Origin of the sequence: Methylobacterium crusticola, assembly GCF_003574465.1 — a bacterium.
In the GTDB taxonomy this organism is placed as follows: domain Bacteria; phylum Pseudomonadota; class Alphaproteobacteria; order Rhizobiales; family Beijerinckiaceae; genus Methylobacterium; species Methylobacterium crusticola.
In genome coordinates this window covers 1-14,635 of record NZ_QOWC01000205.1, presented here as the reverse complement: position 1 = coordinate 14,635, position 14,635 = coordinate 1, and the positions used below count along the sequence as shown (strand labels likewise).

11 protein-coding genes and 1 pseudogene are annotated in these 14,635 nt (G+C 74.0%); 7 read left to right on the top strand and 5 right to left on the bottom strand.

Features of this window, described 5'->3' with window-relative positions:
* Window positions 1-286: 286 nt before the first annotated feature.
* Window positions 287-1,234, top strand: coding sequence for a LysR family transcriptional regulator (locus DT057_RS30215; protein WP_128565760.1), 948 nt, complete (start codon window positions 287-289; stop codon window positions 1,232-1,234).
* Window positions 1,235-1,357: 123 nt separating this feature from the next.
* On the opposite strand, the gene ligD (DT057_RS37580) is transcribed toward DT057_RS30215, so the two are convergent.
* The 4 genes and pseudogenes from ligD (DT057_RS37580) to rocF all read right to left on the bottom strand — a co-directional run bounded on the left by ligD (DT057_RS37580) (window position 1,358) and on the right by rocF (window position 4,257).
* Entirely contained in the window at window positions 1,358-1,654 is a 297-nt protein-coding gene (gene ligD / locus DT057_RS37580; protein ID WP_368859443.1) for a non-homologous end-joining DNA ligase LigD, read from the bottom strand.
* A gap of 64 nt (window positions 1,655-1,718) precedes the next feature.
* A pseudogene (ligD, locus tag DT057_RS37575) lies at window positions 1,719-2,258 on the bottom strand (non-homologous end-joining DNA ligase LigD); the annotation flags it as partial.
* A gap of 11 nt (window positions 2,259-2,269) precedes the next feature.
* Window positions 2,270-3,325 carry an ornithine cyclodeaminase gene (locus tag DT057_RS30205; RefSeq protein ID WP_128565758.1) on the bottom strand — a complete coding sequence of 352 codons (1,056 nt, stop codon included), beginning with the start codon at window positions 3,323-3,325 and terminating at the stop codon, window positions 2,270-2,272.
* A gap of 2 nt (window positions 3,326-3,327) precedes the next feature.
* The gene (gene rocF / locus DT057_RS30200) at window positions 3,328-4,257 is read right to left on the bottom strand and encodes an arginase (RefSeq protein ID WP_128565757.1); all 930 of its coding nucleotides are present in this window, start codon (window positions 4,255-4,257) and stop codon (window positions 3,328-3,330) included.
* Window positions 4,258-4,561: 304 nt separating this feature from the next.
* Here rocF and DT057_RS30195 point away from each other — a divergent pair, with 304 nt between their 5' ends.
* From DT057_RS30195 to DT057_RS30175, 5 genes are all read left to right on the top strand, one after another.
* Window positions 4,562-5,695, top strand: a complete 1,134-nt coding sequence (locus DT057_RS30195; protein ID WP_128565756.1) for an S-(hydroxymethyl)glutathione dehydrogenase/class III alcohol dehydrogenase — start codon at window positions 4,562-4,564, stop codon at window positions 5,693-5,695.
* A 75-nt stretch (window positions 5,696-5,770) separates the two neighbouring features.
* The gene (gene fghA / locus DT057_RS30190) at window positions 5,771-6,607 is read left to right on the top strand and encodes an S-formylglutathione hydrolase (protein ID WP_128565755.1); all 837 of its coding nucleotides are present in this window, start codon (window positions 5,771-5,773) and stop codon (window positions 6,605-6,607) included.
* Between the two features lie 112 nt (window positions 6,608-6,719).
* Window positions 6,720-7,772: an Ldh family oxidoreductase gene (locus DT057_RS30185; protein ID WP_128565754.1), complete on the top strand. Its 1,053-nt coding sequence runs from the start codon at window positions 6,720-6,722 to the stop codon at window positions 7,770-7,772.
* 212 nt (window positions 7,773-7,984) lie between these two features.
* On the top strand, window positions 7,985-10,657 hold the full coding sequence (locus DT057_RS30180; RefSeq protein WP_128565753.1) for an MGH1-like glycoside hydrolase domain-containing protein: 2,673 nt from the start codon (window positions 7,985-7,987) through the stop codon (window positions 10,655-10,657).
* Between the two features lie 153 nt (window positions 10,658-10,810).
* On the top strand, window positions 10,811-11,986 hold the full coding sequence (locus tag DT057_RS30175) for a multidrug effflux MFS transporter (protein ID WP_128565752.1): 1,176 nt from the start codon (window positions 10,811-10,813) through the stop codon (window positions 11,984-11,986).
* 95 nt (window positions 11,987-12,081) lie between these two features.
* Here the strand turns inward: DT057_RS30175 and DT057_RS30170 are convergent, their stop codons facing one another.
* A complete protein-coding gene (locus DT057_RS30170; protein WP_128565751.1) occupies window positions 12,082-13,161 on the bottom strand; it encodes a hypothetical protein in 1,080 nt (359 codons plus the stop codon).
* A 409-nt stretch (window positions 13,162-13,570) separates the two neighbouring features.
* On the opposite strand from DT057_RS30170, the gene DT057_RS30165 reads away from it, so the two are divergent.
* Window positions 13,571-14,272: a glycosyltransferase gene (locus DT057_RS30165; protein ID WP_128565750.1), complete on the top strand. Its 702-nt coding sequence runs from the start codon at window positions 13,571-13,573 to the stop codon at window positions 14,270-14,272.
* The last annotated feature ends 363 nt before the right edge of the window (window positions 14,273-14,635 follow it).

Genomic DNA, 14,635 nt, shown 5'->3' with positions numbered 1-14,635 from the left:
CCAAGACGCCCTGCCCGTCCGCCGGGGCGCCGTCGCGCGCCCCGCGGACCGCCTCCGTGCCCGCGGCCCCGGGCCGGCGGCCGCCCCCGTGCCCCGCGCGGGAGGCGCCCCGGGCCGCCGGATCGTCCCGGGCCCGGCGGGAGACGGCCCGCAGAGTACCCGCCCGGGCCCCGCTGTCACCTTGGCCCGAAGTACGGGATGCGCGCCGGGACAAGGGAATGTGAAGACCCTTGTGGCGGCGTTCAGGAAAAGTGAGCATCCCGGGAGGCGAACGGTGCAGGACCGCATGCGGAACCTCTCCCTGAAGCAGCTTCACGCCGTCGCGGCCATCGCCCGCCTCGGCACGATGACGCGGGCCGCCAAGGAGCTGAACGTCACGCCCGCCGCGCTCACCGCGCGGATCAAGGCGCTGGAGGACGAGGTCGGGCTGCTGCTGTTCGACCGCACCAACGCGGGCCTGAAACCCACCGATGCCGGGCGCGAGATGCTGTGGGCGACCGACAGCATCAACACCGTGCTGGAGACCTGCTCCGAGCGGCTGAAGGCCCTGCGGGGCGGCAGCGGCGGCCGGGTCGCCATCGGGGTGGTCTCCACCGCGAAGTACTTCGCGCCCCAGATCATCGGCGGCTTCGCGCACGGCCATCCGGCGGTGGAGATCGACCTCGTGGTCGGCAACCGGGGCGCCACCCTGGAGGCGATCCGGGACTACAAGGTCGACCTCGCCGTGATGGGGCGCCCGCCCCGGGACTTCCCGATCGCCGCCGAATCCATCGGCCCGCACCCGCTGGTGGTGATCGCGGCGCCCGGGCACCGCTTCGCCGGGCGCACCGGGCTGACCCGGGCGGAGGTGGCCGAGGAGCCGTTCCTGGTGCGGGAATACGGCTCGGGCACCCGGACGGTGTTCGAGGAGTACATGGCGGGCGTGATGTTCAAGCGCGCCCGGCTCGGCATCGACAGCGGCTCGAACGAGACCATCAAGCAGGCCGTGATGGCGGGCCTCGGGATCGCGCTGATCTCCGGCCACACCGTGGCGGCGGAGGTCGCGAGCCGCCGCATCGTGCTGCTCGACGTCGAGGGCCTGCCGATCCGCCGCGAGTGGTTCGCGGTGCGGCGCGCCGACAAGGTGCTGAGCCCGGCCGCCCAGGCGTTCTGGGAGTACCTGGCGAGGGAGGGCGCCGCCTGGCTGCCGACCCTGCCACTGCGCCCGGCCCCGGGCCGGGAGGCGGCCGCGTGAGGGCTCCCGCGAGCGGCCCGCCTCGGGCGGCGGGCGGCCCGCCTCGGGCGGCCGCCCGCAGCAGGGGCGGCCCCGCAGGCCGCTGCTACGCCGCCGCCCCGCTCCCGACGCGCGCCGGGCGCCCTACCGGCGCCCGCCGCAATGCTCCGGCAGGATCTGGGGGACGTCCGCCCAGGGCGCGGCCGCGGGCAGGCCGGCGTCGAGGACCCCCCGGACGGTGAGGGAGGGGCCCGCGTCCATCGCCTCGAGCGCGTCCCAGGCGAGGGGCAGCGCGACCGGGGCCTCCGGCCGCGCGCGGGTCGAGAACGGCATCACGGCGGTCTGGCCGCGCTCGTTGCGCAGGTGGTCGACGAAGATCCGCCCCGTGCGGGCGGCCTTCGCCGGCCCGGCGGTGAAGCGCCCGGGCGCGTCCGCCTCCAGGGCCTGCGCGACCGCGCGGGCGTAGGCGCCGGAGGGCCGGCCAGCCGGCCCCCGCCACCGGCACGACGACGTGCACGCCCTTGCCGCCCGACAGCATCGGCCAGGAGGCGAGGCCGTCCGCGAGGAGGCGCGCGCGGACGCTCCGCGCGGCCTCCACCACGCCCCGGAACGGCACGGACGGGTCGGGATCGAGGTCGAGCACCAGCCGGTCGGGCGCCTCGAGGGCGTGGGCGCGCGAGCCCCAGCCGTGGAACTCGAGGACGCCCATCTGCACGCAGGACAGGATGCCGGCGAGGTCCTCCACGTAGACGTGCTCCCGGGTCGCGCCGGACGCCTCGGCGACGGGCAGGCGCCGGACCGCGTCGGGGAACCCCGGGGCGGCATGCTGCTGGACGAAGCAGCGCCCGGAGAGGCCGCGCGGGCAGCGGACCAGGGTCAGGGGCCGCCCGCGCAGGTGCGGCAGCATCGCCTCGGCGACGCGCTCGTAGTAGGCGACGAGATCGCGCTTGCGGATCCCCGCCTCGGGGTACTGGGCCCGGTCGGGGCTGCTGATCCGGACGCCCGCGACGATCAGAGCCTCGCCCGCCTGCCGCCGCTCGCCCATGGTCCCCCGCCTCAGTCCCGGCCCGGCCCCGCGCCCGCGCGCAGCAGCATCCCGAACAGGTCGCGCGGCTCGTCCGGATCCGCCAGCAGGTCGAGGTCGGCGTAGAACGGGTGCGTCCTGAGCTTCTCGCGAACGTAGCGCAGGGCCGAGAAATCCTCGACCGCGAACCCGACCGAGTCGAACAGCGTCGTCTGCCCGGCATCCCGCCGCCCCGGCGCCCGCCCGGTGATCACCTCCCACAGCTCGGTCACCGGGTGATCCGGGGGCAGCTGCTGGATCTCGCCCTCGATGCGGCTCTGCGGCGCGTACTCGACGAAGATCGCGCAGCGCAGGAGCACGTCCGGGTGCAGCTCGGTCTTGCCGGGGCAATCCCCGCCCACCCCGTTGATGTGCAGGCCTGCGCCCACGAGGTTGTCGGTCAGGATCGTGGCGTTCTGCCGGTCCGCCGTCACGGTGGTGACGATCTCGGCGCCCTCGACCGCGGCCGCGACGCTCGCGCACCGGCGCAGGTCGAACCCGAGGCCCGCGAGGTTGCGCACGCACTTCTCGGTCGCCGCGGGATCGATGTCGTAGAGCCGCAGCCGGTCGACCCCGACCAGGGCCCTGAAGGCCAGGGCCTGGAACTCGGCCTGGGCGCCGTTGCCGATGAGCGCCATGGTGCGGGCGCCCGGCGGGGCCAGGTACTTCCCGGCGAGGGCGGAGGTCGCGGCGGTGCGCAGCGCCGTCAGGATCGTCATCTCGGTCAGGAGCATCGGGTAGCCGTTGCCCACGTCCGCCAGGACCCCGAAGGCGGCGACCGTCTGGCGGCCGGCCCGGACGTTCTTCGGATGGCCGTTGACGTACTTGAAGCCGTAGGTGGTGCCGTCGCTCGTCGGCATCAGCTCGATGACGCCGTCGGGGCTGTGCGAGGCGATGCGGGGCGTCTTGTCGAACGCGCTCCAGCGCCGGAAATCCTCCTCGATGAAGCCGGCGAGCTCGGTCAGGAAGCGCTCGATGCCGACCGCCAGGACGAGCCGCATCATGTGGTCGACGCTGACGAAGGGCACGATGTTGAGGGCGGGCGGCATCGTCAGAAGCTCCGTGTCGGCCGGTCGAGGACGCGCCGGCCGAGGAGGCTGGCGGCGAGGTCGACCATCAGGAGGGCGGTGCGGCCGCGCTCGTCCAGGAAGGGATTGAGCTCGACGAGGTCGAGGCTGCGCACGAGGCCGCTGTCGTGCAGGAGCTCCATCACGAGGTGGGCCTCCCGGAAGGTGGCGCCCCCCGGCACGGTCGTCCCGACGCCGGGCGCGATGCCGGGGTCGAGGAAGTCGACGTCGAGACTCACGTGCAGGACCCCGTGCGCGGCCGCGACCCGGTCCAGGAAGGCGCCGAGCGGGCGCGCGATGCCCTCCTCGTCGATGGCCCGCATGTCGTGGACCGTCACGCCCGACGCCTTGAGCGCGACCCGCTCCGCCGGGTCGACGCTGCGCAGCCCGATCATGCAGACGTTGCGGGCGTCGACCGGCACCGCGAGGGGCGGCAGGTAGCCCTCGAAGCCGGGCCGGCCGGTGACGTAGGCCATCGGCACCCCGTGCAGGTTGCCGCTCGTCGTGGTGTCGAGGGTGTGCAGGTCCGGGTGGGAATCGAGCCAGAGCACGAAGAGGGCGCGGCCTTCGGCGGCGGCGCGGCGGCTCATGCCGGCGATCGTGCCGGCCGACAGGGAGTGGTCGCCGCCGAGGAAGATCGGCAGGCCCTCGGCCCCGAGCCGGTCCGCCGCCTCGGCGAGCGTCGCGGTCCAGCCCCCCACCTCGGCGAGGTGGCGGACGGCGGGATTGGGGTGCGGGGCCGGCCGCCAGGGCGAGGGGGCGAGGTCGCCCGCGTCCGCGACCGTGAAGCCGAGGTCGCCGATCGCCTCGGCGAGCCCGGCGGCCCGGTAGGCGCCGGGCCCCATGTCGCAGCCGCGGCGGCCCGTCCCGGCCTGCACCGGCGCCCCGACGAGTACGCATCGCGATCCGCGCATCGGTCCCCCTTCACTGGCCCGGCGCCGCACCGGCGCGGCGCCGGGCGCGTCCGTCCGGCGCCGCGCCTCCACCTTAGCGGAACGGCGGCGGACCGCTGCCCCCGGGACCGCCGGTGCGTCACGCGGGCGCGGCGCGCGCGGGGCGGCGGGATGGACTAAAGTCTCCGCCGGGCCCCCGTTGCGACGGGTCTCGTTTGGCCGCATCAGGGCGATTCCGGGCCGCGGGCCGCCCGGGCCGCCGTCCTCCCGGGTCGAGGCCGGCCGGCGGCCGGCGGCCGGGCGCGACGATCGAGTTGGAGCCGACATGAAGACGCGTGCAGCCGTGGCCTGGGAGGCCAGGAAGCCTCTCACCATCGAGACCATCGAGATCGAGGGACCCAAGGCCGGCGAGGTGCTCGTCGAGGTGATGGCCACCGGGATCTGCCACACCGACGCCTACACGCTCTCCGGCCTCGACTCCGAGGGCAAGTTCCCGGCGATCCTCGGCCACGAGGGGGCGGGCATCGTGCGCGAGGTCGGCGCCGGGGTCACGACGGTGAGGCCCGGCGACCACGTCATCCCGCTCTACACCCCGGAATGCCGCAACTGTAAATCGTGCCTGTCGCGGCGCACCAACCTCTGCACCGCGATCCGCGCCACCCAGGGCCAGGGCGTGATGCCCGACGGCACCAGCCGCTTCCGCTGCACCGCGACCGGCGCGAGCCCGGGCCCGGACACCGTCTACCACTACATGGGCTGCTCGACCTTCTCGAACTTCACGGTACTGCCCGAGATCGCGGTGGCGAAGGTCCGGGAGGACGCGCCCTTCGACAAGATCTGCTACATCGGCTGCGGCGTGACGACGGGCATCGGCGCCGTCATCTACACCGCCAAGGTCTGGCCGGGCGCCAACGTGGTGGTGTTCGGCCTCGGCGGCATCGGCCTCAACGTGATCCAGGGCGCCCGCATGGTCGGGGCCGACCGGATCGTCGGCGTCGACATCAACCCCGACAAGAAGGCCATGGCGGAGAAGTTCGGCATGACCGACTTCATCAACCCGAACGAGATCGGGACCGACAAGGTCGTGCAGGCGATCCTCGACGTCACGGGCGGGGGCGCCGACTTCTCGTTCGACGCGACCGGCAACGTCAACGTGATGCGCCAGGCCCTGGAATGCTGCCACCGCGGCTGGGGCGAATCGATCATCATCGGCGTGGCCGAGGCCGGGCGCGAGATCGCGACGCGCCCCTTCCAGCTCGTCACCGGCCGGGTCTGGAAGGGCTCGGCCTTCGGGGGCGCCCGGGGCCGCACCGACGTCCCCAGGATCGTCGACTGGTACATGGAGGGGAAGATCAACATCGATGACCTGATCACCCACACGCTGCCGCTCGAGGAGATCAACCACGGCTTCGACCTCATGCACGAGGGCAAGTCAATCCGCTCCGTCGTCGTGTACTGACGGCGCGGCCGCGCCGGCGGTCGCCGGCGCGGCCGGACGGAGATGCGTTCCGGTTCAGGTGGAGATCACGGCGGCATGGACACGATCTCGCAGGCCCTCTCGCACGGCGGTGTTCAGGGCGTGTACCGGCACGACGCCGCGTCCACGCGCTGCCCCATGACGTTCGCGGTCTTCGTGCCGCCGCAGGCGCGCTCGGGCCCGGTGCCGGTGCTCTGGTACCTGTCCGGGCTGACGTGCACGCACGCGAACGTCATGGACAAGGGCGAGTACCGGCGCGTGGCGGCGGAGCGCGGCGTCATCCTGGTGGCGCCGGACACGAGCCCGCGGGGCCCGGGCGTGCCGGACGAGCCCGACAACTGGCAGTTCGGGTGCGGCGCGGGCTTCTACGTCGATGCCACGCAGGCGCCCTACGACCGGAACTACCGGATGTGGAGCTACGTCGTCGACGAGCTCCCGGCCCTGGTGGCGGCGAACTTCCCGGCCGACATGGCGCGCCAGGGCGTGTTCGGGCACTCCATGGGCGGCCACGGCGCCCTGACGGTCGCCCTGCGGAATCCCGGGCGCTTCCGCTCGTGCTCGGCCTTCGCGCCCATCGTGCAGCCCTCGACCGCTGGGTGGTCGCGCCCCGCCTTCGAGAAGTACCTGGGGGCCGATCCGGCCGGCTGGCGGCGCTACGACGCCACCGCGCTGATCGAGGACGGGCACCGCTTCCCCGAGTTCCTGGTCGACCAGGGAAGCGCCGACGGCTTCCTGCAGGACGGGCTCCGGCCGTGGCTGCTCGAGGAGGCCTGCCGCAAGGCCGGGATCCCCCTCGCGCTCACCATGCGGGAGGGCTACGACCACTCCTACTACTTCATCTCGACCTTCATGGAGGCGCACATCGCCTGGGCGGCCGAGCGCCTCGCCGCGTAGGGCCCGGCCGGCGGCGCCCGGCCGACCGGCGCGGCCCCGCGCGCGGCAGGACCCGGCGCCGGCGCGCACGGCCCCCCGGCGCCCGCTCCCAAGGAGGATCCGGAGACCGACCATGACGACGCGCCTCTCGCCCGATCGCCTGCGCGACCTCGCGGCGGCGGTCTACGCCGGTGCCGGGATGCGCCAGGACGACGCGCAGCTCTGCGCCGACACCCTGGTGCAGGCCGACCTCTGGGGCCACCAGTCGCACGGGCTGATGCGGCTGTCCTGGTACGCCGCGCGGCTCGCGGCCGGTGCGTGCGATCCGCGCGCCCGCCCCGAGATCGTGGTCGATGCCGGGGGCCTCGCGGTGATCGACGGGCACGAGGCGATGGGCCAGGTGACGGCGGCCCGCGCCATGGCGGAGGCGGTGGCGCGCGCCGGGGCGCACGGCATCGGCGCGGTGGCGGTGCGCCGCTCCAACCATTTCGGCACCGCGATGTACTTCACCCTGATGGCGGCCCGCGCGGGCTGCGTCGGCTTCCTGTCGACCAACGCGAGCCCGGCCATGGCCCCGTGGGGCGGGCGCGCGAAGGCGCTCGGCAACAATCCGTGGTCCTGGGCGGCCCCGGCCGGCCGGCACGCGCCGCTGGTGCTCGACATCGCCAACACGGCGGTGGCCCGCGGCAAGATCTACCTCGCCCGCCAGAAGGGCCAGGCGATCCCGGAGGGCTGGGCCATGGACGCGTCGGGGCGGCCCACCACCGACCCGCAGGCCGCCATCGACGGCCTGATCCTGCCGATGGCCGGGCACAAGGGCTACGCCATCTCGGTGGTGATGGACATGCTCTCGGGCGTGCTCACCGGCAGCGCCTTCGGGTCGGGGGTCGCGGGGCCCTACCAGGCGCGGGCGCGCAGCGGGGCCGGCCACCTCGCCATCGCGCTCGACATCGCCAGGATCCAGCCCCTCGAGGCCTTCGGGGCGCGCATGGAGGCGTTCATCGCCGAGATGAGGGCGGTGCCGCTGGCCGAGGGTGCCGAGGCGGTGTTCTACCCGGGCGAGATCGAGGCCAGGGCCGACGCCGCGAACCGGCGCGACGGGCTGGACCTGCCGGCGGACACCCTTGCCGACCTCGCGCGGGTCGCGGGTGCCTACGGGATCGATCCCGGCCTGCCGGCCGGCTAGGCCGCCGGCGCGCGTCCTGCCGGCGCGAGTCTTCGCGGCGCGCGACTTCCCGGCACGAGGCTTCCCGGCACGAGGCTTCCCGGCACGAGGCTTCCCGGCACGAGGCCTCCCGGCACGAGTCTTGGATCGGCGCCGGCGGGGTCGCGGGGCGGCCGCGGCGGCGCGTGCCCGCACGGCGCCGCCTCCCGAACGAGGCGGGCTCTGGTCACACGATGCAACCTGACGAGACGGGCGCGGGCGACGTCGATCCCTGGGCCGAGCGGCGGCGCATCGCCGAGCAGGCGGCGGGGGGCCGCGCCTGGTCGCTCTGGGGTCCCTACCTCAGCGAGCGGCAATGGGGGAGCGTGCGCGAGGATTACAGCCGCGACGGGAACGCCTGGCGGTTCCTGTCGCACGAGGATGCCCGCTCGCGCGCCTACCGGTGGGGCGAGGACGGCATCGCCGGGATCAGCGACGACCGCGGCCTGATGTGCCTGTCGCTCGCGCTCTGGAACGAGCGCGACCGGATCCTGAAGGAGCGCCTGTTCGGGCTGACCAACGACGAGGGCAACCACGGCGAGGACGTCAAGGAGGTCTACCACTACCTCGACGCCGTCCCGAGCCACGCCTACCTCAAGTACCTCTACAAGTACCCGCACGCCGCCTACCCGTACGACGCGCTCCTCGCCGAGAGCCTGCGGCGCGGGCGCGACGACCCGGAGCCCAAGGTCTGGGACACCGGCCTCTTCGACGGCGACCGCTACTTCGACGTCACGGTCGAGTACGCCAAGGGCGACGTCGACGACGTCCACGTGCGGGTCACCGCCGTCAACCGCGGGAGCGAGCCGGCGGTGCTGCACCTCGTGCCCCAGGTCTGGTTCCGCAACATCTGGTCGTGGCAGGAGGAGGCGGTGCCGTGGCGGCCCCGGCTCCTCGCCCGCGCGGCGGGCGGGGTGACGTGCGAGCACCCGCGGCTCGGGACCTACCAGCTCGCCTACTCGGGCAGCCCGGAGCTCCTGTTCTGCGAGAACGACACGAACCTGCGCCGGCACGGCGGGCAGGCCGAGGCCCCGGGCCCGTTCAAGGACGGGATCAACGACCGGATCGTCGCGGGCGAGGCGGCGGCGGTCTCGTCCACGCACGGCACGAAGCTCGGCCTCCACCACGTCGTGCGGCTCGCGGGCGGCGAGACGGCGCGGATCCGCCTGCGGCTCTCGGCCGGCGCGGTGCCGCGCCCCGTCGAGGCCGAGGACACGGTGCTGCGCCGGCGCATCGCCGAGGCCGACGCGTTCTACGAGACCCTGACCGAGGGCACCGCGCAGCCCGACCGCCGCCGCATCGTCCGGCAGGCCGCCGCGGGCCTGATCTGGTCGAAGCAGCTCTACCGCTACGACGTGCGCCGCTGGCTCGACGGCGACGCCCTCCAGCCGCGCCCGCCGCGGGAGCGCGCCCGGGGCCGGAACGCGACCTGGCGCCACCTCGCCGCCGCGGACGTGCTGTCGATGCCCGACAAGTGGGAGTATCCCTGGTTCGCGGCCTGGGACCTCGCCTTCCACTGCCTGCCCCTCGCCCTCCTGGACCCGGGCTTCGCCAAGAGCCAGCTCCTGCTCCTCACGCGCGAGTGGTACATGCATCCCAACGGCCAGCTCCCGGCCTACGAGTGGGAGTTCGGCGACACCAACCCGCCCGTCCACGCCTGGGCCACCCTGCGGGTGTTCGAGATCGACCGGGACCGGCGCGGCGGGCGCGGCGACCTCGCCTTCCTCGAGGGGGTGTTCCACAAGCTCCTGATCAACTTCACCTGGTGGGTGAACCGCAAGGACGCCACGGGCCGCAACGTCTTCCAGGGCGGCTTCCTCGGCCTCGACAACGTCGGGGTGTTCGACCGCTCGCGGCCGCCGCCGGGCTTCGGCATCGTGCACCAGGCGGACGGCACCGCCTGGATGGCCATGTACGCGCTGAACATGATGCGCATCGCCCTCGAGCTCGCGCTCTTCAACGACGTCTACGAGAGCACCGCCTCCAAGTTCTTCGAGCACTTCCTGCTGATCGCCGAGGCGATGACCGACATGGGCGGGGAGGGCGTCGGGCTCTGGGACGAGGAGGACGGGTTCTACTACGACGAGGTCGACATGCCGGACGGGCGGATGATCCCCTTGCGGGTCCGCTCGATGGTCGGGCTGGTGCCGCTCTTCGCCGTCGAGGTGATCGATCCCGCGATGCTGCAGCGGCTGCCGGATTTCGCCCGGCGCCTGCACTGGGTGCTGGAGAACCGGCCCCACCTGGCGCGGCTCGTCTCGCGCTGGACCGAGGGCGGCGTCGGCGACCGCAAGCTCCTGTCGCTGCTGCGCGGGCACCGCATGAAGGCCCTGCTCCGGCGCATGCTCGACGAGAGCGAGTTCCTGTCCCCCTACGGCGTGCGCTCCCTGTCCAAGGCCCACCGCGACCAGCCCTTCTCCCTGCACGCGTTCGGCGCCTCGTTCAGCGTGCGCTACGACCCGGCGGAATCGACCTCGAACATGTTCGGCGGCAACTCCAACTGGCGCGGCCCGGTCTGGATGCCGATGAACTACCTGATCATCGAGGCGATCCGGCGCTTCCACGCCTATTACGGCGACGATTTTCTGGTCGAGTACCCCACCGGCTCGGGCACCCGGCTCTCGCTGAGCGCGATCGCGGACGCGCTCGAGGAGCGGCTGATCGGGCTCTTCGCCCGGGACGCGGCCGGGCGCCGGCCGATCTTCGGGGAGGCCGCGCAGGCGCCCCCGGGAGCCGAGGCCGAGGATAACCTCTTGTTCCACGAGTTCTTCGACGGCGACACCGGCCGCGGCCTCGGGGCCTCGCACCAGACCGGCTGGACCGCCCTCATCCTGAACCTGCTGCACCGCAGGGCCGGGCCGGGCTGAGCGCCGCCCGGGACCGGGTGCCGGCGGGCGCCGCCTCCCGACGCCCGGGGCGAGCGGCGCGCCGGGCCCTGTCATGACGAGGCGGCATGGCTCTTGAAAGCGGGCCGGCCGTACACACGGACGTCCCGTCCGCCCAGGATCGACCAAGCCCCGATGAAGCTTCCCCTGACGCGTGCCGGCCGAGCGTCGCTGCCGCTCCTCGTCGCCGTGACGATGACCGGAACCGTGGCGCTCCACATCTTCGTGCCCGCGCTCGCGGCCGCGGCGGCCGACCTCGGCACCACGCCGGTCGCCGCGCAGCTCACGATCACGCTCTACCTCGTCGGGCTCGCCTGCGGCCAGCTCGTCTACGGGCCGCTCTCCGACCGCTTCGGGCGGCGCCCGGTGCTGATCGCCGGGCTGTCCCTCTACCTCGTGGGGCTGCTCCTGGCGATCCCGGCGCAGAGCATCGGCGTCCTCATCGCCGCGCGGGTGCTGCAATCCCTGGGGGCCTGCGGCTCGCTGGTGCTCGGGCGCGCCATGGTGCGCGACGTCTCGACCAGCGTCGATGCCGCGCGCAAGATCGCGATCCTCACCATGGCGATGACCCTGACCCCGGCGCTCGCCCCCGCCATCGGGGGCGTCGTGAACGAGGCCTTCGGCTGGCGGGCGGTGTTCGTGGTCCTGGCGGCCCTGGTGGCGTTCCTGGGCGCGCTCGTGGTGTTCACCCTGCCGGAGACGAACCGCCAGCCCGTCGCCCTGCCGGGGATCGGCGCGGTCGCGGCGGCCTACCTGCGGCTCCTGCGCGCCCCCGTCTACCGGGCCTACGTGGTCGCCGGGGCCTGCGCCGGCACGAGCCTCTACGCCTTCCTGGCGGTGGCGCCGTTCCTGCTCGTGGACCGGCTCGGGCGCTCCTCGCAGGAGGTCGGGCTGGACTGCCTCGTCGTCGTGCTCGGCATGGTGGTGGGCTCGGCCGTGGCCGGGCGCCTCGCCGGCCGGGTGCCGATCCGGCAGGCCGCCCGCGGGGGCAACCTCCTGTGCCTCGCCTCGGCGCTGGCGCTCCTCGGCCTCGACCTGGGGGGCCAGCTGTCGGTGACGACGCTGCTGGCGCCCCTCGTCGTCTACGCCGTCGGCATCGGCGTCCTGGGGCCGAACGCCGTCGCCGGGCTGATGAACGTGGATCCCCACGCCGCCGGCTCGGCCTCGAGCCTCTACGGCTTCCTCCAGATGGGCTTCGGCGCCCTGTTCACGCTGGCGGTGGCCTCCTGGCACGACGGATCGGCGGCCCCGGTCGCCACGACGCTCCTCGTCGCCTCCCTGATCGCCGCGTTCGCCCTGCGGCGGGTCTAGGGCGGTGCTTGCCGGCGCCGTGCCCGGGTGCCGCTCCAGGGCCCCCGATGCGACACGCGCCTCGCGCCGACCCGGCGCCGGCAGCGGTCCCGGGCCTAGCGGGTCGCGTGCAGGAGCGTGAGGTAGCGGCCCCTGACGTCGGCCGGGATGCCGAGGGAGGCCAGGAAGGCCCGCTGCCCGGCGATCAGGCCGGCCGGGTCCGTCAGCGCCTCGAAGGCGAAGTCCCACCACGAATCCGCCCCGCCGATCACCCGCAGGCCCGCGTAGTTCGACAGGTCGAGGGGCTCGTCCGCGTCCTGCCACAACGCCGCCGGCACGTCGGCGAACATGAGGTCCAGGACGATGCTCGACGGGGCGGAGATCCCGAAGGCGAACTCGCCGAGCGTCTGCTTGTAGAGCGGCAGGGTGTTGAGCCGGACCCCCTCGGGCGGGGCCGCGCCGGTCCGCTGCAGGTAGCGCCCTCCGGGATGCGAGCGCAGGTCGAGGGCGACGTCGAGCGCCTGCGCCTCGGCGGCGAAATCGCCGAGGATGTCGAGGAACGAGCGCCGGGAGGCGCCGGCGAGCCGCACCGAGTGCAGGTTCTCGCACACGAGCCCGCGGCGCGGCGGCGGCCGCGGCGCCGGCGGGGCGCCGCCCATCCCGGGCGCCCCGGGGATCAGGCCCGGCGGTCCCGCCACGAACAGCTTCTGGCGCTGGTCGGGGCGCATCGAGAACAGGCGGTCGCCCTCGGTCCAGCCCACCACGACGTCGGCGCCGAAGCCGACATGCGCGCCATGTGCCCGATCGTGCGCCCGGTTGTGCATGAACCCGACGCACTCGAAGCCGTGCTGCAGCGTTACCCTCAGGAATCCCGGAGGGCTGCACAGGAACACGTCGTGGCAGATCTGGTGCGCCGGCAGGTCGGTCTCGCTCGCGGCGACGATCAGGCCGCGCCGGCCGCCCAGGCGGCGCACCGCGTCGTAGGGGCCCGCGATCTCGGCGGTCTCGGCGCCGGCGGCGGCGGCGATCTCCTGGAGCTCGGGCAGCCAGATCGCGTTGGCGTCGCGCTTCAGGAAGGCGTCCGTGTAGAGCAGCAGGATGTCGGCCTCGACCTCGTCCCGCACCAGCCGGATCAGCGGCCGGCAGACGCTGACGTCCTGCACGAGGTTCATCAGGAACACGATCAGCCGCTTCATGTGGCACACGACCCCGCCGCGCGCGGGCCCGCTCCCGCCGGCCCGCACCCGGGGCGGTCGTACACGGCCGGGCGGCGCGGGTGAAGACAGGCGTGACGAGGGGCGCGGCGCGGACCGTCGTCGCGGCGGTCTGACGCAAGGTTCCTGCCCGGGCGGCGCGGGGCACCCCCGTCCATCGCTCCGCGCCGCGAAGACGAGGCCGCCTCGGCAGGGGCCGCTCGCCCCGCGCCCATCATGCGGGGCGGCGCCGGGAGCCCGGGCGATCGGCGCGCCGGGGGCCTCCGGGCCCGTTGCCGCGCCGCCTCGACTGGCCGGGACTTGATCCCGCAGGCCATGCAGCCGTTGCTCATGGGGGCTTTTCGTATACATCCTGCGATTGTCACACCGAAGCGCGCGCGGGGACTCGCCGATGACGAGAGGCCTGAAGATCTACGTCGGGTACGATCCGCGGGAGGACATCGCCTGGCGTGTCTGCCGGCACTCGATCCTGCGCCACGCGTCGGCGCCGGTCGCCATCCACCCCCTCAGGCTGCGGAGCCTGCGGGAGCTCGGGCTCTACGCGCGCCCCGACGACGCGGGCGCGACGACCGAGTTCTCCCTGACCCGCTTCCTCACCCCGCACCTGGCCGCCCACGACGGCTGGAGCCTGTTCGTCGATTGCGACTTCCTGCTCACGGCCGACATCTGGCGCCTCGTCGCCGGCCTCGACCCGTCGATGGCGGTCCACTGCGTCAAGCACGCCTACACCCCGCGCAGGACCCGCAAGATGGACGGCCAGGTCCAGTCCGCCTACCCGCGCAAGAACTGGTCGTCGTTCCTCCTGTTCAACGGCGCCCACCCGGCGGTCCGGGCGCTGACCCCGGCGGTCGTCAACGAGCGGAGCCCGGCCCATCTCCACCGGCTCGAATGGGTCGCCGACGCCGCGATCGGCGGCCTGCCCGTGACCTGGAACTTCCTCGAGGGCGAGTACGACCCGCCCCCCTCCCCGCCAAACGCCATCCACTTCACCAACGGCGGGCCCTGGTTCCCGGAGTGCCGGGACGTCGCCTACGCGGATCTCTGGCGTGCCGAGCGGGACCTCTGCCTGCGGGCGGCAAGCGCCGCGGCATGAGAGGAAGCGCCGCGGCATGAGAGGAAGCGCCGCGGCGTGAGAAGGTGCCGCCGCGCGAGAACAAGCGCCGCCGTGAGGCCCGGGCGGCCGTTAACCTTTCTTTAACTCTCGGATTGCCGGCGCCCCGCTCCCGTGCGACCAACTCTTAACGGAAGCTTAACGGGTGCGGGACGATGCGCAACACGGGTCGCAGGAGCGGGTTCGGTCGGTTGCGCGCGGGGCTCGCCGTGCTGGTCGCGACAGCGGTGAGCGGGGCCCAGGCCCAGACCCTCGCGGCCCTGCCGGCCGCGACGGTGCCGGCCGCCGCCGCCGGCGAGGCCCGGGCGGTCCCGGCCTGGGTCGAGTTCTGCCAGCGCTACGCGT